This is a genomic window from Aeromicrobium sp. PE09-221 (assembly GCF_002174305.1).
Lineage (GTDB): Bacteria > Actinomycetota > Actinomycetes > Propionibacteriales > Nocardioidaceae > Aeromicrobium.
The window spans coordinates 26,181-44,348 of record NZ_MIJB01000002.1; the positions used below are offsets into that span (position 1 = coordinate 26,181).

At 66.8% G+C, this 18,168-nt stretch carries 19 protein-coding genes and 1 tRNA gene; 14 read left to right on the forward strand and 6 right to left on the reverse strand.

The features are described from left to right. Window positions 1-131 precede the first annotated feature (131 nt). Together BHE97_RS00240 and BHE97_RS00245 are read right to left on the reverse strand one after the other, a co-directional pair. Window positions 132-239: a methionine/alanine import family NSS transporter small subunit gene (locus BHE97_RS00240; RefSeq protein ID WP_087622017.1), complete on the reverse strand. Its 108-nt coding sequence runs from the start codon at window positions 237-239 to the stop codon at window positions 132-134. Beyond that, on the reverse strand, window positions 236-1,807 hold the full coding sequence (locus BHE97_RS00245; protein WP_201791248.1) for a sodium-dependent transporter: 1,572 nt from the start codon (window positions 1,805-1,807) through the stop codon (window positions 236-238). Before BHE97_RS00245 ends, BHE97_RS00240 begins: the two co-directional genes overlap by 4 nt. 123 nt (window positions 1,808-1,930) lie before the next feature. On the opposite strand from BHE97_RS00245, the gene BHE97_RS00250 reads away from it, so the two are divergent. The 5 genes from BHE97_RS00250 to BHE97_RS00270 are packed head-to-tail and all read left to right on the forward strand — an operon-like array spanning window position 1,931 to window position 6,224. Continuing rightward, on the forward strand, window positions 1,931-3,991 hold the full coding sequence (locus BHE97_RS00250; protein WP_170931170.1) for an alkaline phosphatase family protein: 2,061 nt from the start codon (window positions 1,931-1,933) through the stop codon (window positions 3,989-3,991). Then, on the forward strand, window positions 3,988-4,752 hold the full coding sequence (locus BHE97_RS00255; RefSeq protein WP_170931171.1) for an MBL fold metallo-hydrolase: 765 nt from the start codon (window positions 3,988-3,990) through the stop codon (window positions 4,750-4,752). Before BHE97_RS00250 ends, BHE97_RS00255 begins: the two co-directional genes overlap by 4 nt. Next, on the forward strand, window positions 4,745-5,311 hold the full coding sequence (locus BHE97_RS00260; protein WP_170931172.1) for a VTT domain-containing protein: 567 nt from the start codon (window positions 4,745-4,747) through the stop codon (window positions 5,309-5,311). The genes BHE97_RS00255 and BHE97_RS00260 overlap by 8 nt, the downstream gene beginning before the upstream one ends. A gap of 59 nt (window positions 5,312-5,370) precedes the next feature. Beyond that, window positions 5,371-5,976 (forward strand): DUF2975 domain-containing protein, encoded by a 606-nt coding sequence (locus tag BHE97_RS00265; protein ID WP_236757450.1) that lies wholly within the window; start codon window positions 5,371-5,373, stop codon window positions 5,974-5,976. After that, the gene (locus BHE97_RS00270; protein ID WP_087622023.1) at window positions 5,976-6,224 is read left to right on the forward strand and encodes a helix-turn-helix domain-containing protein; all 249 of its coding nucleotides are present in this window, start codon (window positions 5,976-5,978) and stop codon (window positions 6,222-6,224) included. The genes BHE97_RS00265 and BHE97_RS00270 overlap by 1 nt, the downstream gene beginning before the upstream one ends. Here BHE97_RS00270 and BHE97_RS00275 read toward each other — a convergent pair. Beyond that, window positions 6,190-7,392, reverse strand: coding sequence for an MFS transporter (locus tag BHE97_RS00275; protein ID WP_236757451.1), 1,203 nt, complete (start codon window positions 7,390-7,392; stop codon window positions 6,190-6,192). The genes BHE97_RS00270 and BHE97_RS00275 overlap by 35 nt on opposite strands. A gap of 55 nt (window positions 7,393-7,447) precedes the next feature. Between BHE97_RS00275 and BHE97_RS00280 the strand changes: the two genes are divergently transcribed. From BHE97_RS00280 to BHE97_RS00290, 3 genes are all read left to right on the forward strand, one after another. After that, window positions 7,448-8,374, forward strand: coding sequence for a Ppx/GppA phosphatase family protein (locus BHE97_RS00280; RefSeq protein ID WP_087622024.1), 927 nt, complete (start codon window positions 7,448-7,450; stop codon window positions 8,372-8,374). Continuing rightward, a complete protein-coding gene (locus tag BHE97_RS00285) occupies window positions 8,374-9,285 on the forward strand; it encodes a 2-hydroxyacid dehydrogenase (RefSeq protein WP_201791249.1) in 912 nt (303 codons plus the stop codon). The genes BHE97_RS00280 and BHE97_RS00285 overlap by 1 nt, the downstream gene beginning before the upstream one ends. A 10-nt stretch (window positions 9,286-9,295) precedes the next feature. Continuing rightward, window positions 9,296-9,368: transfer RNA gene (locus tag BHE97_RS00290), tRNA-Leu, on the forward strand. Window positions 9,369-9,534: 166 nt separating this feature from the next. Here the strand turns inward: BHE97_RS00290 and BHE97_RS19645 are convergent. The 3 genes from BHE97_RS19645 to BHE97_RS00305 form a co-directional block, all read right to left on the reverse strand. Continuing rightward, entirely contained in the window at window positions 9,535-10,005 is a 471-nt protein-coding gene (locus tag BHE97_RS19645) for a hypothetical protein (protein ID WP_236757452.1), read from the reverse strand. A 29-nt stretch (window positions 10,006-10,034) separates the two neighbouring features. Next, a complete protein-coding gene (locus BHE97_RS00300; protein ID WP_201791250.1) occupies window positions 10,035-10,934 on the reverse strand; it encodes an Abi family protein in 900 nt (299 codons plus the stop codon). 685 nt (window positions 10,935-11,619) lie between these two features. Continuing rightward, the gene (locus tag BHE97_RS00305; RefSeq protein WP_087622027.1) at window positions 11,620-12,378 is read right to left on the reverse strand and encodes a GntR family transcriptional regulator; all 759 of its coding nucleotides are present in this window, start codon (window positions 12,376-12,378) and stop codon (window positions 11,620-11,622) included. A gap of 196 nt (window positions 12,379-12,574) precedes the next feature. Between BHE97_RS00305 and BHE97_RS00310 the strand changes: the two genes are divergently transcribed. The 6 genes from BHE97_RS00310 (at window position 12,575) to BHE97_RS00335 (ending at window position 18,164) form a co-directional block, all read left to right on the forward strand. Next, on the forward strand, window positions 12,575-13,711 hold the full coding sequence (locus BHE97_RS00310; RefSeq protein WP_087622028.1) for an extracellular solute-binding protein: 1,137 nt from the start codon (window positions 12,575-12,577) through the stop codon (window positions 13,709-13,711). A gap of 101 nt (window positions 13,712-13,812) precedes the next feature. Then, window positions 13,813-14,631, forward strand: a complete 819-nt coding sequence (locus BHE97_RS00315; RefSeq protein WP_201791251.1) for an ABC transporter permease subunit — start codon at window positions 13,813-13,815, stop codon at window positions 14,629-14,631. Continuing rightward, a complete protein-coding gene (locus BHE97_RS00320; RefSeq protein ID WP_087622030.1) occupies window positions 14,628-15,518 on the forward strand; it encodes an ABC transporter permease subunit in 891 nt (296 codons plus the stop codon). Before BHE97_RS00315 ends, BHE97_RS00320 begins: the two co-directional genes overlap by 4 nt. Next, the gene (locus BHE97_RS00325) at window positions 15,515-16,570 is read left to right on the forward strand and encodes an ABC transporter ATP-binding protein (protein ID WP_087622031.1); all 1,056 of its coding nucleotides are present in this window, start codon (window positions 15,515-15,517) and stop codon (window positions 16,568-16,570) included. The genes BHE97_RS00320 and BHE97_RS00325 overlap by 4 nt, the downstream gene beginning before the upstream one ends. Beyond that, window positions 16,567-17,295, forward strand: coding sequence for an HAD family phosphatase (locus tag BHE97_RS00330; RefSeq protein ID WP_087622032.1), 729 nt, complete (start codon window positions 16,567-16,569; stop codon window positions 17,293-17,295). The genes BHE97_RS00325 and BHE97_RS00330 overlap by 4 nt, the downstream gene beginning before the upstream one ends. Next, on the forward strand, window positions 17,292-18,164 hold the full coding sequence (locus BHE97_RS00335; protein ID WP_140399917.1) for an endonuclease/exonuclease/phosphatase family protein: 873 nt from the start codon (window positions 17,292-17,294) through the stop codon (window positions 18,162-18,164). The genes BHE97_RS00330 and BHE97_RS00335 overlap by 4 nt, the downstream gene beginning before the upstream one ends. Window positions 18,165-18,168 lie beyond the last annotated feature (4 nt).

The window sequence follows — 18,168 nt, forward strand, 5'->3', positions numbered from 1 at the left end:
CTTCCACGGTGATATCACCGAGGAGGAGTGGAATCCCAGAGCGAACGAGCAGAACCATCCGAAGGGGTCGTCCGGCTAGTCAGCCGGTGATGGCCCGGGGCTACGGTTCGGGCCATGCCTCACTGGTGCTGTCAGTCGCCGAGATCGGGGTGATGGCGCAGCCGGACGATACTCCACACGAGACCGCCCCAGAAGAACACGATCGCGAGGATCATGACGACGATGGCGATGGGGGTCATGGTGCGCCTCCGTTGCGGTTGGTGCTGCGGGCGGTCTCGACCTCGCGGGCGAGTTCGGTCGTGTCGTCAGGAGAGAAGTCCTCGGTGTCCTCGCGGCGGTAGCGCCGGTAGCTCATCGCGAAGGAAAAGACGGCGACAGCAGCGATCACACCCCAGCCGGCGACGCCCAGGTACCAGCCTGGGAAGCCGCCGTAGCCGTCTGTGGCGTACGACCAGGCTCCCGTCACCAGAACGGCGGCCAGGATGACGGGTGAGACGAAACGGATCATGATGCTCCACAGCGGCCCGACGTGCAGACTGCCTCCGGCATTGAGATGGGCGGTCAGTCGTGGTGTCGACCGGGCGACCCAGGACACGAGCAGAAGCGTCAACACCGCCGAGGTCACGACGCCGATGTTGTTGATGAAGGCGTCGACGACATCGAGGGTGTTCACCCCGGTCGTGGTCGCGAAGAGCAGGACCGAGGGGATCGTGGCACCGATGCCGACGACGACGCCCGCCTTGGCCGGCTTCCACCCGGTCTTGTCCTGCACTGCGCCGGAGACGACCTGCAGGATCGACAGCAACGAGGTGAAGCCGGCGAAGACCAGGCTGAGGAAGAACAGGACGCCGATGACGGCTCCACCGGGCATCTCGGCGAGCAGCGTTGGGAAGGTCACGAAGGCCAGGCCGACTCCGGTGATGCCCTCCAGCTCGTCGATCGTGGTCGCCTGCTGCGCCGCGAGGAATCCCAGGGTGGCGAACACGCCGATACCGGCGAGGATCTCGAAACCGCAGTTGCCGAAGGCCACGACGGTCCCCGAACCGGTCAGGTCGGCCTTGCGGCGAAGATATGAGGAGTAGGTGATCATGATGCCGAAGGCGATCGAGAAGGAGAAGAAGATGTGGCCGTAGGCGGCGATCCACACCGCCGGATCGCCAAGGGCCTCCCAGCTGGGCGTGAAGAAGGCGTTCAGACCGTCGGCGGCACCGTTGAGGGTCACCGCATAGACGACGATGGCCATGAACAGCACCACCAGGAGCGGGAGCGTGACGCGATTGGCGCGTTCTAGCCCTCGGCGGATGCCCAGCGCCATCACGGCGATCGTGACGATCCAGACGATGAGCAGCGGCCAGAGAACCTTGCCGACGAGGTCGAGTGAGAATCCGGCGTCCGCTGCACTCAGGAAGTCGTCGAAGAAGAAGCTCGCCGCGTCGTCGCCCCAGGCCCGGGTGAAGGAGAATACGGTGAAGGCCAGCGCCCAGGCGATGACGACCGCGTAGTAGATCGCGATGACGTAGCAGACCGCGACCTGCCACCAGCCGAGCGGTTCGAGCCGCCGGTCGAGGCGCTTGAACGCCAGCGGCGGTGCCGCCTTGAACCGGTGCCCGATGGAGTAGTCGAGGAAGAGGATCGGCAGTCCCGCCGTGAGGAAGGCGATCAGATAGGGGATGAGGAAGGCGCCGCCGCCGTTCTCATAGGCGACCCCCGGGAAACGCCAGATATTGCCGAGCCCGATGGCTGAACTGACTGCCGCGACGATGAAGGCAGTCCGTCCGCCCCACGCCTCGCGCCGTACCTCGCTCACGATCCGCCTCCTCGTCGATGCTGCGTGACGACACGCTAATCGATCATGGTTCTCTGCGCCCGTCGCGAGGGTGCCCTCACACATCATCGGCCCAGCCCCGCGATGTCGCTAGAGTCGTCCGGTGTGGCGAGCGTGATCGGGCGATACGGTGCGGCGGTGCGCCGTCGCCTGCGGCGCTGGACGCCGTCGTGGCCCTGGCTGTTCGGTGTCCTGCGGCTCTTCCTGACGTCCGCGGCCGCGCTGGCGGTGAGCCTGTGGCTGTTGCCCGGCGAGCAGATCGGCGCGGATGCGGAGACGGTGCTGCTGGTGGCAGCGAGCGTGCTGGCGATCGGGGCCCTCCTGCGTCCCTTCCTGACCCAGCTCATCGTCTTCACCGGGCCGATCGGTCTGCTGGTCGCCGGACTCCTGGCCGATGCCGTGATCCTGGCGGCGGCACTCGCCGTGGTGCCCGGGGTCGCACCCTTCTCCTTCAGCGAGCTGGTGCTCGCCGCCTGGGGCGCTGTGGCGGTCGCCGCGGTGCTGAACTGGTTGTTCGACTCCTCGACCGATGACGCCTTCTTCAGCCAGGTTCTCGGGCGTGCCATCCGCATCGCGCGGCGCGAGTCGGCATCGGGTCCGGGTCTGCTGGTGATCCAGCTCGACGGCGTCGGAGCCGACACCCTGCGCCAGGCAGTCACCTCCGGGTCCTCGCCGACCATCGGCCGTTGGCTGCGTTCGGGTGATTACCGGTTCCGCACCTGGCACACCGGCGTGCCCGCGACGACCCCGGCGGGACAGGCCGTTCTGCTGCACGGCGATACGTACGAGGTGCCGGCGTTCCGGTGGTACGACAAGGACTCCGGTCGCCCCTTCGTCAGCAGCCGGCCCGAGGACGTCGCGGTCGTCCAGCAACGGATCTCCACCGGCCGAGGACTGCTCGCCGATGATGGTGTGAGCGTCTCCAATCAGTACTCCGGTGACGCCCCGACGGCCTTGCTGACGATGAGCAGCGCCGGCATCCCGCGTGATCACGGCCTCGCCGCCTTCATGACGACCTCGGCCGGTTTCGCCCGGTCGGTGGTTCTGATGTTCGGCCAGATGATCACCGAGATCTACCAGGGACGCAGGCAGCGCCGTCGCGCCGTCATCCCGCGGGTCAAGCGCAGCGGCAATTTCGTGCTGCTCCGCGGCCTGACCACCGTGGTCCTGCGTGACCTCAACGTCCAGCTGGTGAGCGAGCACATGGCCCGCGGGGCGCCGGTGATCTTCGTCGATTTCGTGGACTTCGACGAGGTCGCCCATCACGCCGGTCCGGCGCGCCCGGAGTCGCTGAAGGCGATGGAGGGACTCGACCGGGTGATCGGCTTCCTGTCTGAGGTCGCGGACGAGGTGGGGCGCGATTATGAGATCGCGATCGTTTCCGACCATGGCCAGTCGCAGGGGCCGACCTTCCGTCAGCTCAGCGGAGCGACCCTGGCCGAGGTCGTCGACCTGCTGGCGGCTCTCCCGGCACGCCGGGCACATCACGACGATCAGCCGGCTGAGCTCTGGGGACCGGCGAATATGTTGAGCGAGTCCGCGCCCGGCACGGGCCGGTTGATCGGTGCCGCCGCCCGGACGGTCGCGGTGGGCTCGGGAGGCTCGGGCTCACCGCTCGGCGGAGGAGTCGACGAGGATCGGCCGATCGTGGTGATGGCCTCGGGCAGCCTCGCCCATCTCTATCTGCGCGATGCCGAGGGGATCGCTTCGCGCGATGCGGTGGACGCGCGGTACCCGCTGCTCGTGCAGGGACTGGCGCAGCATCCGCATATCGGACTGGTCGTCACGCATGCCGAGGGCGGTCTGCGCGTGGACGGCGCCACTGGTTGGCGGTTGCTCGGCCCGGGCTCCGGCGAGGTGCTCGACGGGTCGGGCATCGACCCCTTGCTGGACTACGGTCCCTTCGCCGCGGACGATGTTCGGGATGTGGCGACCCGTGCGCATGCCGGTGATCTGGTGGTGATGGGCCGTTACGATGCCGACCTCGACGAGGTCGTGGCCTTCGAGGAGTTGGTGGGCTCCCACGGTGGGATGGGCGGTGGTCAGACCGAGGCCGTCTTCCTCCATCCGTCGAACTGGCGGGTCGACCGACCGGCGCTGCGCGGACGCGATGTCCACGACATCCTGGTCGGGCGTCTCGCGGAGCAAGGACTGCGGTTCTCGTGAGCAGCGCGGAGATCACCTGGTGGGGTCATTCCACCGCTTCGATCGAGGTAGGCGGGGCGCGCCTGCTGACTGACCCCGTCGTGGCCGATCGGCTCGCGCATCTGCGCCGACTCGCGCCGTCGGTGCGCGAGGAGGAGGCGCTGACCGCCGATCTCGTCATCGTCTCCCATCTGCATCCCGATCACTTCCATGTCCCGACGCTGCGCCGGCTGCGTCGCGGCACCACGGTCCTCGTTCCCCGGGGAGGGGGACGGTTGCTGCGGGGTGCCGGCCTGGATGTCGACGAGCTGGCTCCCGGCGATGCGGGTTCGGCATCGGGGATCACCGTGAGTGCGACGCCGGCGGTGCACCCCCACCGGCGCCACGTCGCCTCACGGTTGAGCGGGGAGCCGTTGGGCTTCCTCGTCCGGCGGGAGGAGACCTCGCTCTGGTACCCCGGCGACACTGAGCTGTCGGACCACGTCGATGACATCGGAGAGGTCGACATCGCCGTCGTCCCGATCGGCGGCTGGGGCCCGACATTGGGAGCCGGCCATATGGGGCCGCGGGACGCGGCCGACGCGGTCCGCCGGGTCGGTGCGCGGTGGGCGGTGCCCGTGCACTGGGGCACGTTCTGGCCCCTCGGGGTGCGTCGGGGCGGGCGGGCCTACGAGCGGTTGTTCTGGACACCGGGCGAGCGGTTCGCCGATGCCGTGACGACGGCCCGGGCCGAGCCGATGGCCCATGGCGCGACCATCCGGGTGGGAGGCGACCATGGCTGACGACCTGGGATGGGTGCATCTCATGGTCCTGGCGGCGGTGATCGTCTTCGGTGCCGTGGTGCCGATCGTGCCGACGGGTCCGACCCTCGCCGCGGCCGCGGTGCTCGCCCACGATGAGGCGCCGTGGGAGCTGCTGTTGGTGCTGGCGGCCGGTTGGCTGGGCGCGTATCTCGGCGACTGTGTGGTCTTCGTGGTCTTCAGCGCGACCGGAGGACGGGTAGCCGACGAGGTCCCCTGGCTACGGGCCGATCGTCCGGCGATCAGCCGGATGAGGACGCGTCTGGAGGAGAACGACATCGCGGCGATGACGGTCTCCCGCCTGATCCCGGCGGGTCGTCTGCCGGTGCTCATCGCGGCGGCGCTGAGCGGGTACCCGTGGCATCGCTTCGCGGTGACCTGTGTGTTCTCGGCGGGAACGTGGGCGGTGCTCTACGTCGGGATCGGCGTCCTGGGCGGTGCGGTGGTGCCGAGCAACACGACCGCGCTCATCGCGGCGATCGCCGTCGCCTTCGCGGTGGGTGTCGTCCCGAGGTTGTTGCCCGGCCGACGCGCGGTTTGACGCCGCTTACATATCGTGATTCGATAATATCGAGAAACGATATGAAGAAGGGTTTCATGATGTCGAAGGGTTTTTGGAGCACACAGCGCAGCGATCTGTGGGCGGTGATCGTCGTCGGCATCGCCGTCGCACTTGGCTCGGCGTGGTCGATCGTCATGAGCCTCGTCGAGATCCTGCCCAATCGCGATGTTCCCGTCCGGGTCCAGCTGGTCGGGGAGGTCTTCGACCTGCCCATCGGCCCCGATGGCGCACGGATCGAGGCGGGGGTCGACGAGATCACGGTCCACGTGAGCGATCTGCCCGTCGCCTCCTATGTCTCCGCATTGGGCGCGGCGATCGTGCCGAATCTCGCGGTGATGGCGGTGACCGTCTGCGTGCTGCTGCTCTGCCGCAACCTGCTGCGCGGAGAGTTCTTCAGCCGCACCAACACGCGACTGGTCGTCACGACCTCGATGGTGATCGTGTTCGGCTGGGTGATCACGCTCCTGTTCACGGTGATGGCCAGCAACGGCGCCCTCGCTCAGATCGAGGCGCGGCCGGTCTACGAGTCGGTGCAGTTCCACCTCGACTGGTACGCGGTTCTCGCGGCGATGGCGGTCGGTGCGCTCGGTGCGGTCTTCCACGCCGGTGAGCGGATGCAGCGCGACACCGAGGGGCTGGTCTGATGCCACCCGAGGACGAGACGGGGCGTGTGCACTGCCGCCTGGACGAGCTGCTGGCCGCCCGCGGCATGACCCTCAGCCGACTCGCCGAGCTGGTGGGCGTCACCGTCGTGAATCTGTCGATCCTCAAGAACGACCGGGCCAAGGCGATCCGCTTCCCCACGCTGACGGCGATCTGCGATGTCCTCGACTGCGAGGTGGGTGACCTGCTCGTCGTCACGGGGACGGAGTCGGCTCCCGGCGTGAGTTGAGGACGGCCACGACCACCGGGATGGTCAGCAGCGCCGCAGCGAGATTGAGTGCACCGAAGCCGAGGGTCGCGACGACGAGTCCCGCTACCAGGCCGCCCGCGGCTCCGGACAGGTTCATCGTCAGGTCACTGAGCCCCTGCACGAGGGGGCGGACCTCGTGCTCCACGCTGTGGGTGAGCAGGGCGGCACCCGCGATCACCGAGGCCGACCACCCGAGCCCGAGGAGGATCAGCCCCGCGGTGATGCGGGTCTCGGAATGCCCCGAGGTCCCGGCGAGTGCGACGGCTATCACGAGGGTGACCATGCCGAGGAGGATCGTCGCGTCGGCGCCGACTCGGTCGGTCAACCAGCCCATCACGGGGGAGAGGGCGTACATGCCGGCGATGTGCAGGCTGATGGTGAGGCCGATGATCTCCAGGGCGGCACCGTGCCCCTGCATGTGTACCGGGGTGAGTGCCATGACAGAGACCATGATGGCGTGGGCGATGGCGACGGTGAGCACCGCGATGGCGGCCCGCCCACGGATGTGCGGCAACGCCCGCGCGATCACCCCTCGCTCGGGTGCCGCTCCCACCTCTCGGATGAGCGGCTCGGGGCGCAGGAAGGCGAAGGTCAGCAGACCGGCGAGTCCATAGGCCACGAGGGAGAACACCATGGGCCCGGACAGCGACGGGATGCCGATCCAGCCGGCGACGGCAGCACCCGGTCCGGTGAGATTGGGGCCCGTCACCGCCCCGATCGTCGTCGACCAGACAACGATCGAGATCGCCCGGCCGACCTGCTGGGGTTCGGCGCGGTCGGCCGCCGCGAACCGGGATTGCAGATTGGCCGACGTGCTGGCCCCGAACAGCACGAGGCCGACGAGTGCGAGGGGGAGGGAGACGAGGACCGCGGCGCCGATGGTCACCCCGGCGCCGAACGCGCCCAGCCACCAGCCGGTCGTCAGCGCCGGTCGCCGTCCGCGCCGTGCCGCCAGCCTGGAGAGCGGGATGGTGAAGAGCGCGGCTCCGAGGGTCAGCGCCACGGTGGCGGTGCCCGCCCACGCGTCCGATCCGCTGATATCGCCGATGAGCAGCGCGCCGATCGCGAGTCCGGCGCCGTTGCCGATGCCCCCGATCACCTGCACCAGGGAGAGCATGGTGACGATACGGGTCTGCGGCGATGGCACCCGCTCACTCTAGGGGGCCAGTGCCGGAGGCCGGTGTCATCGCTAGGGTGTTGGCATGCCGGAGCGCGTCGCCGCAATCGACTGTGGAACCAATTCGATCCGCCTGCTCGTCTGCGATGTCGACGGCGAGTCCAAGACCGATCTCCTGCGCGAGATGCGCATCGTGCGGCTGGGCCAGGGGGTCGACACGTCCGGGCGGCTCAGCCGCGAGGCCATCGACCGCACGATGGCGGCCACTCGCGAGTACGCCGAGTTCATCGCCATGCTCGACGCCACGACGATCCGCTTCTGCGCCACCTCGGCGGTGCGGGATGCCGCGAATGCCGAGGAGTTCTCGTCGGCGGTCGAGTCGGTGCTCGGGGTTCGGCCGGAGATCCTTTCGGGGGAGCGTGAGGCACGGGCCTCCTTCGACGGCGCCACTCGCGAACTCGACGGCGCGCGGACGTTGTTGGTCGATCTGGGCGGAGGCTCCACGGAGATCGTCGTCGGCGAGGGAGAGGACATCGGGTTCGCCACCTCGCTGGACATCGGCTCCGTCCGTTTGACTGAGCGCTATCTTCCGGGTGATCCGCCTTCGGTCGGAGAGATGACGGCGTGCATGACGGCGATCGATGCGCTGGTCGTGCCGGCTGTCGAGGGGCTGGAGCCCGCTGATCTGTTCGTCGGTGTCGCCGGGACGGTCACGACGATCGCGGCACATTCGTTGGGGCTCGGCTCGTATGACTCCGAGGCGATCCACGGTGCGCGATTGCACGTGGATGATGTCCGCGAGGCTTGTCTGTCGCTGGCCTCCATGTCGGTGGCGGATCGTCGGGCGCTGCCGTTCATGCACCCGGGGCGCGCGGATGTCATCGGGGCGGGGGCGTTGATCCTGGATCGGCTCGTCGAGCTTCTTCCGCTCTCGACGGACACACTGACTGTCAGCGAACACGACATTCTCGACGGCATCGCGTGGGGTGCCGCGACTAGGAGGGGTGACTGATGGCGATGCGCGTGAGCGTGCCGGACGCGAGCTGGCTCGACAGCCTCAACGACATGGGACTCGGACTCGAGCTGCTGGTGTGGGACACACAGGGTCCGCAGCCGGACGGCGATCTCGACCTCGTGCTCTGGCCGTACACTCTCGATCCGTCCGCGATGGCCTCGGTCGACACGAGTCGCGTCGGTGTCATCCAGGGGCAGTCCCTCGGTTTCGACGGCGTAGCGGAGAATCTGCCGGCCGGCGGGATCTTCTGTAATGCGATCGGTGTGCACGAGGAGTCGACGGCCGAGCTGGCCGTGACCCTCGCGCTGGCATCGGCGCGTCGCCTCGATGTCTTCGGCGGCCAGCAGTCACGAGGGGAGTGGGTCAAGTCCTTCACCTCGAGTCTCATCGACAAGCGCGTTCTCCTGCTCGGCATCGGAGGGATCGGCGGGGAGATCGCCAAGCGGCTCGACGGCTTCGGCTGCGAGCTGATCCGGGTCGGCACGTCCGCCCGCGATGACGAGCGGGGACACGTGCATGCGACGAGCGAGCTGCCCCAGCTGCTGCCGCGCGCCGACGTCGTGATCGTGGCGGTGCCGCTCACCGAGCAGACGGCGGGCCTGATCGACGACGACTTCCTCGCCGCGCTGCCCGATGATGCGATCGTCGTCAATGTGGCGCGGGGCAAGGTGGTCGATACCGATGCTGTGCTGCGGGCACTGCCGCGCATCCGCTTCGCGAGCGATGTCTTCGATCCCGAGCCGTTGCCGGACGATCATCCCCTCTGGACCGCGCCGAATGTCATCATCACCCCGCATGTCGGCGGAATGACCTCGGCGATGCGCCCGCGTATCGAGAAGGTGGTGCACCGCCAGGTGCGTGCCCTGGCCGCGGGCGAGGAGCCGATCAACGTGGCCGTCCGCACCTGACGAGGGAGACGCTCCCGTAGCCCAACGGCAGAGGCAGACGGCTTAAACCCGTCCCAGTGTGGGTTCGAATCCCACCGGGAGCACAAGTCCTGAACCAGCACACCACCTGGAGCACAAGCATCCGTGGTGCGCGCAATCCGCGATGTGTGCAAGTCCGCAGGTCAGGCAGCATTCCCCGGTGGTGCGCTCCCGTTGCACGGGGTTGCATCGGTTCGTGCATGGGCAACCAGTGCAATCCAGGCGCAACGGTCAGCGCACCTGTCGCAAGATCGTGGTGTGCGCGACTCCGTATCGACGACCGAGTTCGCGGGCGCTCACTCCATCTGCGTGAAGTCTGCGTATGGTCTGGAGTTCATCCTCGGTGAAGGTTGCGTCGTGCTCGCTGACCTTGACGCCGGCTTCGCGGAGGATCGCGCGGATAGTCTGCACATGCACGCCCGAGGTTGTCGCGATCTGCTGTTGCGTCGCTCCGTTGCAGTAGACGACCACGATTGCAAGTACGGAGCGAAGGGCATCATCCGGCTCGGAGGCGGGTGTGGATGGCTTCCGGTCGCTCTCGCGCCTCGCACGCGGTGGAGGAAGCGGAGGAGACTCTCCCTTCAAGACCGCGAGAAACGTCGCCAGTGCCGGCGGCTGCCGGACATACATGTCACGAACTTCACGTGCCAGTGCAAGGTGCTCAGAGGGATCGGGATCGGTCGACTCGTGCTGAGATTCCATGACGGACGATGACTCTTCCGCATCTGCTTTCATTGCTCTGCCCACAAGGATGCATGCTGCCAATCTCGGGGGAATCCCATCTCGGCGACTGCTCGGCCGGCCAGGGGCGTGAACGTACTCTCGATCAGCGACCGAACCTTCATGGTCCACGTCGTTCCGGGAGAGGTCTGCTGCAGCAGATGGCCCATGACGGTCAGCGCGCCGAACACTCGCTCGCTCTGCCCGTGCGGCAGGCAGTCGAGGCCATCGATCGTTCGGAGTGCAGCGGTGCTGACCGGGGTGAAGGAGCGATTCCAGACCCGGCTGTGGTGAGCGCAGGTGTTCCGGAGAACCGTCAAGTGCTCGAACCAGCGGGCGAGCGGGTGTGCTTTTCGTGCCTTCTTGCGTTGGTTGACGCTCAGGAGGCTGTCGTTCACGTGCACCCCCAGCTGTTCCGCGATCCGCCATTGGTCACGGGCAAGCATGCCGTCGTAGAGCCTGGAGACATCTGAGAAGTCGAGCACTTCGGTGAGCACCCAGATCGGCAAGGTGCCGTCGTACCGGGACTCATGATGACGAATCGGCTCGCTGTGCCGCCTCGCGCGTGCGACACGTCCGCGAACTGTAGACAGCCAGGCTCCGTGATCGAACGTCGGCCGGAAATGGGCGGCATCTTGGTAGGCCAGCGGGTCGGTCTCGCCGACCACGTAGCTGACATGGCTGCGCAGGGCGACCTCGATCCGTTCGACGCCATCGTGGACGAGGGTGCGCAGCTTGCGATCGAACTCGTACAGCCGCACGACCTCGTCGAACGTAGTGTCCGGTATGAACTGGTCGCCTCGGTCCTCCGGCATGTGCGGAGTGAACTGCCGGTAGGGGTACCAGTAGCCACTCAGTCGGTAGTAGCCGACCGCCCGTAGCCAATGTGCGGCGACTCCAGAGTCCAGCACCAGACCGCGCTCGGACTAAATTGAGACCTGGTCAGCGATGCTCGCAAACGGCTTGACCGACTGCCCCATGGCCTCATCCCCCGAAAAGAGATCCAGCCCGCACCAGGAGACCTGGACGGGCTGAACGATTACTCACAGCATAGCAGTTCTGCCCTCGACGCTCACGCGTCGAGCGCGAGCCTGTGGAGGACGGCTCGGTAGGCTGTTGCTGCACAGGCAAGCGCATCTGTGCTCGCCTCACGGCGACAGGGGTGCAAAGTGGCTTCGCAGCGGCTGACCTTCTACCTCATGCGCGATGGCGCAGCAGAGCCACGGGGTCCTCGGTCCGCGAAATCTCCTCGCTGTTGCATCGGAGCTCGCCGCCTACCGTCCCGAAGGGGGCGTAGTCGTGGGCCCCACGGGAGATCGCGGAGCTCTCTCTCTGAAGTCGCTTGAGTTCGGTGATCGCATCGCCGGGAACTCGCGGTGCGCTGTAGCCCGTACGAAACGAGAGCCGTCCTCGGGCTGACGCGGTCCCGCGTTCATCCCATGCGGAGTGCCGATCTGCCAGAGTCCTTCGGGCGACTCCTCGGGGATGAGCGGGACGTCACCCTGGCGGCGATATGCTCGGCGGGACAGCGGAGATATGGCCAGCCGGTTCCGTCGTGCTGAGCCTCCTGGCTGATTCGGGGAGATTGCCGAGCACTTACATCTCGTGGCCGTCGGGGACCGTCCAGCGCATCGGGGTGGAATGCCACGAGCTTCCGGCGGTCAGCATGACCTTGCCCGCGATGTAGCGGTCGATCGACCATTCCAGGCTCGATCCGCTGGAATCACGAGAGACTCTGCGATGAACGAGCAGCGGTGCCCCCCGGGCGACCTCGAGCCGCGCGGCGACCTGCTGGCGAGCAGCTTCAGCGCTGAAGACATGCTCCGCATGGCTGAAGTGGACGTCATGCCGTTCCGCGAGGAGGGCCGTGACCGATGGGGTGTCGGCTGGGAGCTGAGCGATGATCTCTCCCAGCCACTCCGGGTAGCGAGTCTGCTCCAGCATCACGATCTCGCCGTCGAGGAAGCGTAGTCGGCCGACCTGGAGTACCCGGGCGCCCTCTGGAACCCCCAAGAGCTCGTTATCCGATGTCGAACTGATACGCCACTGCGACTCCAGGGTGCGCCCGCCGGGGACACGTCCTTGTTGCGCTGCCCACTGTGCGAAGCTGCGGAATTCCTCGAAGGTCGCTGGGGGAGCGGGAACCCGCACCACGGTCTTGGGACGCCCCCGTCCGCCGTCGACCGTGCCCTCGTTCACCAGTTCCTTCAGGGCGACACGCACGGTTCCCACGGACACGTCATAGCGCGCGCTCAACTCACGTTCCGAGGGCAGGGCGCATCCGACGGGGTAGGTGCCGCTGGTGATCTGCTCCCGCAACTCTTGAGCGATGGACTCGAATGCGAAGTCCTTCATCTGTCACGCCTCCTTCGGGCGATCGACACTCCGGACATCCGGAACTGTCTCCTTCCGTTCACCGAGCGTCCGCCGTCACGACATTTTCACCAGTGAACCTTTCTACGTTGAAGCTACTTCACTAGTGAAGTTATCGCCAACCCGGTGCTCAACACGTGGGCAACAGCCCATCCGAAACGAAGAAAGGCACGAAGCGATGAGAATCCTCCGAACCTGCGCCATCGTCGGCAGCACGATGGCTGCTCTCACCTTGGCGGCCTGTTCCGGGTCCGCGGAGTCCGAGACCTCCGAGGGCTGGCGCGAGGCGACCTCGGCCGAGGACGGCGGCGGCATGGAGAAGCTGATCGAGGACGCGCAGGCCGAAGGCACCTTCAATGCCATGGGCCTCTACGAGGACTGGGCCAACTACGGCGGCCTGCTCGAAGCATTCTCCGAGAAGTACGACATCGAGATCAACAACGACACGTCCACCGGATCGAGCCAGGATCTGGTCAATGCCGTCGTCAATCGCCAGGGCCAGGACGATTCCCTCGACTACCTCGACATCGGCCTCAGCTTCGCCGACGAAGCCGACCGGGACGGACTCCTGGCCACATACTCACCCGAGACCGTCGAGGACGTGCCCAGCGAACTGCGTTCGGACTCAGGCACCTGGATCCATCATCTCGGTGGCACGATCGCCATCGGATGCGATACATCGCGCGTCGAGGTCTGCCCCAAGAATTTCTCGGACCTGCGCGATGAACGCTATGCCGGTCAGGTGGCGATCCCCGGCGACCCGACCACGGGCGAATCGGGCTTCATGGTGGTCCAGGCCGCGGCCCTCGCCAATGGCGGCAGCTTCGACGACATCGCGCCCGGCGCGGAGTTCTTCGGAGAACTCAGCGATCTCGGCGTCTTCGTGCCGGTCGAGGCGAGCGCCGGCACCATCGAGACGGGGGAGACGCCGATCGTCATCAACTGGGACTACCTGCTGAAGCCGATCGCGAATGATCTGCTCGAGAGCTCCGACATCGAGTTGGAGATCAACCTTCCCGAGGACGGCCAGGTGTCCTCCTTCTACACCGCATCGGTCAATGCCGACGCCCCGCACCCGGCGGTCGCCCGGCTCTTCCTGGAGTTCCTGTTCTCCGATGAGGGACAGAACCTGCTGCTCGAGGGCTACGTCACCCCGACCCGCCTCGACGCCATGATCGAGGCAGGCACGGTCGACGAGGAGGCGCTGTCGCAGCTGCCCAACCAGGACGGGATCGAGGCGCCGACCCCGACCCTCGAACAGCGCACGGCCAATCAGGAGGCGCTGTCGGAGTTGTGGGCTGAGGCCATCCGATGACGATCGCGCCGTCGTCGCCGCCGGATCTCCAGGATCCGGCGGCGACGGGTGGCGCGACCTCGTCTCGCGCCTCTGTGAGGGCCGCCCTGCGATCTCCGGCGATGATCACGTCAGCACCCCTCCTACTGGTCATCACCCTGTTCTTCCTCGTCCCGATCGTGGGGATGGCGATCGTCGCCTTCACCGTCGAGGGACCCGACGGGACTGACGGCTTCGGGCTGGATCACTTCACCGGCCTGTCCTCGCGTTCGCGGGCGATCGTCAATTCGCTGCTCGTCTCTTTCGTCGGCTCGACCATCGCGGCCGTGGTCGGTGCCCTCGCCGCCTTCTGCATCGCCCAGCTGCGGCACCGGTGGCTCGACTCTGTCGTGGCCGTCTTCTCCTCGGTGCTCGCCAATGACGGGGGCGCCCCACTGGCCTTCGCCTTCATCGTCACGCTCGGCAATACCGGATTCGTCTTCGAAGCACTGGGCCTGGGGGCGATCGGCTTCTCGCTCTACAGCTGGCAAGGACTCGTCGTCATGTACCAGTACTTCCTGATCCCCACGATGATCATGGTGACCCTGCCGACCTTCGTCGGGTTGCGGCGCGAGTGGTCGGAGGCGAATACCGCGCTCGGTGGCGGACGGCTCACCTACTGGCTGCGGGTCGGGCTGCCGATCGCCAGGCCCGCGCTCTTGAGCGGATGGGTCTTGCTCTTCGGAGCAGCCTTCGCCACCTACGCATCCGCCGCCGTGCTGATCGGCAGCGGTGCCTTCCCCTTGATCCCGCTCACCATCGCCTCGGAACTGCGCTCGGGGGCGAGTTCGGCCGGTGAAGGTGCCGCGATGGCGCTGGGATTGACGATGGTATTCGTCGCGATCATCGTCCTCCTGGTCTTCAATCGCCTGCAGCGCCGAGCGGCCAGGTGGATCCGATGACGGGGGCGCGCCGGTGGCGACTCGGATGGTGGCTGCCCATCCTCGCCGTCGCCCTCTACGTCACGGTTCCGGTGATCTCCAGTATCGCCTATGCCTTCTTTCCCGGGGGTGAACTTTCCTTTGAGGTATTGTCACGGCTCACCCAGGATCCCGATCTCGGACCTGCCATCACGCGGACCTTGCTCATCACGGCTCTGACCATCGTCACCCTGATCGCGGTGCTCGTTCCTGCCGTGGTCGCAGTGCACCTGTGGGCGCCGAGACTCCGATCAGTGCTCGAGGTTCTGTGCACACTTCCGCTGGTGGTGCCGCCCATCGCCGTCGCGGCCGGAACGGTGGCACTCCTTCGGTGGGGAGCCCAGCAGGGACGCGGATCGCTTCCGAGCAGGATCAGCCAGTTCCTGCAACACCCCGAGCTTCCGCTGATCCTCGTCGGAACCTATGTCGTCCTGTGCTTGCCGTTCACCTTCCGATCCGTCGATGCGGGCCTGCGGACCATCGCCCTCAAGGAACTGGTCGAGGGTTCAGCGAGTCTCGGGTCGAGCACCGTCGGCACCATCTGGCGTGTCGTGATTCCTTGCATTCGCGGACCGGTCCTCTTCTCGGTCTTCTTCGCCACCGCGGTCTGTTTCGGCGAATTCGCGATTGCGGCGACTCTCAACCGAGAGACGGTTCCCGTCTGGTTGTTCACGGTCTCCTCGACCGATTTCCGTGCTTCGATCGCACTGGCCGTGCTGCTGAATCTGACCACGTGGGCGCTGCTGCTCATCGCTTCCTTCGCGGCAAGCCGGTACGAAGTCTTGCATCGGCGCACCCCGGACGACCCCGCCCTATCGGCCTCCACTCCCGCTCCCGTCTCCGCACAGGAAGGTTCCACTCCGCGATGACCAATCCCCCCAATGAGGTCGTCCTCGATCACGTCTCCAAGTCCTTCGGCACTACGACGGTGTTGCGCGAACTCGATCTGCACCTGCGTGCCGGTGAACTGGTGGCCGTACTCGGACCCTCGGGCTGTGGCAAGACCACGGCCCTTCGCATCCTCGCCGGTTTCGAGCGGCCCACCTCGGGCAGGGTGCTCGTCGACGGCCGCGATATTACTGATCTACCCGCCAACAAGCGGGACATCGGCATGGTGTTCCAGGCCTACAGCCTCTTCCCGCATCTGTCGGTCGCCGCGAATGTCGAGTACGGACTGCGCATCCGTGGCACCGGAGCGGCTGAACGGTCCCGGCGGGGACAGGAACTACTGGAGATGTGCGGCCTCGGCGCTCTCTCAAGCCGGTACCCTCACGAACTCTCCGGCGGCCAACAACAGCGTGTCGCCCTGGCCCGTGCCTTGGCCGTCCAGCCGAAGGTACTGCTCCTCGACGAGCCTCTCTCCGCTCTGGACGCGATCGTTCGGCGCCAGATCCGCGACGAGATCCGCAGACTGCAACAGCAGCTGGGTATCACGACCATGTTCGTCACCCACGATCAGGAAGAAGCGATGTCGATCGCCGACCGGGTGGCTGTGGTCAACCACGGATCGATCGAGCAGATCGCCGCGCCGCGCGAGATCTATCATCGGCCGCGTACACAGTTCGTCGCGAGTTTCGTCGGCACGATCAGCGAGATCGGCGTGTCACCCTCGTGTGGCAGTGGTCGTCTGGAGGTCCACCACCCGGGTCCCGGACGCGACACCCTCTACGTGAGGCCGGAGGATCTTCGGCTCCAGCCTGAGGCCACCGGTACCCATGTCGTGGTCGCGCACACCTTCATCGGCGAGCGCACGCTCGTACGCGCGTCCGGTGACGAGGATCGTCCGGACATCGTCTCCTCGGTGTCCACCGCGGAGGCGGGGTCGGTGCTCGTCGGGACACGTGTGACCCCATACCTGGCGGCGGAACCCGCTTTGCGCATCGCCTCCACGTCGTCCACGCCGGATGTGATGGCCGTATGAGGCGCCGTCTTCAGCCAGGTGCCCGGCTGCACCTCGATAGCTCGGACGGCCCGGTCCGGCTGGACGTCGCAGCGGTCGTGGTGGACTGTGACGGTCTGCTGATGGACTCCGAGTCGGTCTGGCTCCAGATGGTCGAGCAGTGGCTCGCCGAACACGGCGAATGTGACCAGGACGCCTACGATTTCCTCGGTCTTTCGGTCGATGACACCGCGCTGCGGCTGCTGGAAGCCGCGGGTTGCTCCGCCGGAGGCGACAGCATCGCCGCCGGGGAGCTCGTCGCGGCATTGTCGGCCCGGTACTCGGGGCTCCTGACAGCCGCAGTCCGGCCGATGCCGGGAGCGCGAGAGTTGATCGCCTCTCTGGCGGGCACGGTGCCGATCGCCGTCGCGAGCAATGGGAGCCGTCAGGACGTCACCCGGCTGCTCGACCAGGCCGGGATCCTGGCGATGGTCGAGACCGTCTGCACGATCGAAGATGTCGTGCGCGGCAAACCCGCACCCGATATCTACGAAGCCGCCCTGCGCCGACTCGATGTCGATCCGATGCGTGCGGTCGCTCTCGAGGACTCGCCACACGGTGCGAGCGCGGCACGTGCCGCGGGACTGACGGTCGTGGGCGTCAACCCCGATCCCACGATCGAGATCGCGGCACACCACCGTCTGGGAGCGCTGGATCAGATCAGCGTCATTGAGCCGGGACGGGTCGCCCAGGGGTGGTCGCGATGACGCGACACGAAGGTGAGGGTCTGCGACTCTACAACTGGAATCTCTGGTTCGGCGGTACGCGGATGAAGGACGGGCCGCGCCGGCAGGCAGAGATACTGCGCGAACAGCAAGCCGACATCGTCTTCCTCCAGGAATGTGTCGGCGACGCGGCGGACCGGCTGGCGACGGCGATGGGGCTGGCCCATGCGCAGCAGGGACACGACACCGCGATCCTCGCGAGTTCCCCGCTGCATCCGCTGGCGACGGATACCGAGCCCTATGCAACCGCCGCCCTGGCCGAGACACGGCTGGGTTCCCTCCTCGTGTGGTCAGTCCATCTCGACCACACCGACTACGGGCCCTATCGCGGGCCAGCCCTGCCCTCGGCGCGCGCCGAGGTGCTCGAACTGCCGGGGGAGGGGCGACGCGACGCGCAATCCCGGACGATCCTGTCCGAGACGGATCGACTTCGCGCCGAGATCGGTGACATCCCCGTCATCATCGCCGGAGACTTCAATGTGCCATCACCTGCCGACTGGAACGGCGTCCATCGGCCCCTCGTCGAGTGGCCAGCCACCGCCCGGCTGATCGAGGCTGGCTATGTCGATGCATTCCGCCATATCCATCCCGACAGTGGCGTGGCTCCCGGTCTCACGTGGTCCTATCTCGAATCACCTGCGACAGAGCCTCGTGACCGGATCGACTTCATCTATGTGTCCGGTCTGGAGGTCGTGAACGCCGATCACCATGGCTCGACCCCGCCGGGTGTCGACCCTGGGGACGGGCTCTCCCATCACGAAGGCGTTTGCCGTCTCATTCCCGACCACGCGGACAACTCATTCCCCTCGGACCATCTCGCGGTTCGAGCGACCGTCCACCCACCTCACTAGGAAA

Excerpts from the sequence above, each read along its gene's own strand:
- BHE97_RS00240 (WP_087622017.1), bottom strand. The coding sequence starts at position 239 with ATGACCCCCATCGCCATCGTCGTCATGATCCTCGCGATCGTGTTCTTC.
- BHE97_RS00260 (WP_170931172.1), top strand. The coding sequence starts at position 4,745 with ATGGCTGACGACCTGGGATGGGTGCATCTCATGGTCCTGGCGGCGGTG.
- BHE97_RS00265 (WP_236757450.1), top strand. The coding sequence starts at position 5,371 with ATGTCGAAGGGTTTTTGGAGCACACAGCGCAGCGATCTGTGGGCGGTG.
- BHE97_RS00270 (WP_087622023.1), top strand. The coding sequence starts at position 5,976 with ATGCCACCCGAGGACGAGACGGGGCGTGTGCACTGCCGCCTGGACGAG.
- BHE97_RS00280 (WP_087622024.1), top strand. The coding sequence starts at position 7,448 with ATGCCGGAGCGCGTCGCCGCAATCGACTGTGGAACCAATTCGATCCGC.
- BHE97_RS00285 (WP_201791249.1), top strand. The coding sequence starts at position 8,374 with ATGGCGATGCGCGTGAGCGTGCCGGACGCGAGCTGGCTCGACAGCCTC.
- BHE97_RS19645 (WP_236757452.1), bottom strand. The coding sequence starts at position 10,005 with ATGGAATCTCAGCACGAGTCGACCGATCCCGATCCCTCTGAGCACCTT.
- BHE97_RS00305 (WP_087622027.1), bottom strand. The coding sequence starts at position 12,378 with ATGAAGGACTTCGCATTCGAGTCCATCGCTCAAGAGTTGCGGGAGCAG.
- BHE97_RS00310 (WP_087622028.1), top strand. The coding sequence starts at position 12,575 with ATGAGAATCCTCCGAACCTGCGCCATCGTCGGCAGCACGATGGCTGCT.
- BHE97_RS00315 (WP_201791251.1), top strand. The coding sequence starts at position 13,813 with ATGATCACGTCAGCACCCCTCCTACTGGTCATCACCCTGTTCTTCCTC.
- BHE97_RS00320 (WP_087622030.1), top strand. The coding sequence starts at position 14,628 with ATGACGGGGGCGCGCCGGTGGCGACTCGGATGGTGGCTGCCCATCCTC.
- BHE97_RS00325 (WP_087622031.1), top strand. The coding sequence starts at position 15,515 with ATGACCAATCCCCCCAATGAGGTCGTCCTCGATCACGTCTCCAAGTCC.
- BHE97_RS00330 (WP_087622032.1), top strand. The coding sequence starts at position 16,567 with ATGAGGCGCCGTCTTCAGCCAGGTGCCCGGCTGCACCTCGATAGCTCG.
- BHE97_RS00335 (WP_140399917.1), top strand. The coding sequence starts at position 17,292 with ATGACGCGACACGAAGGTGAGGGTCTGCGACTCTACAACTGGAATCTC.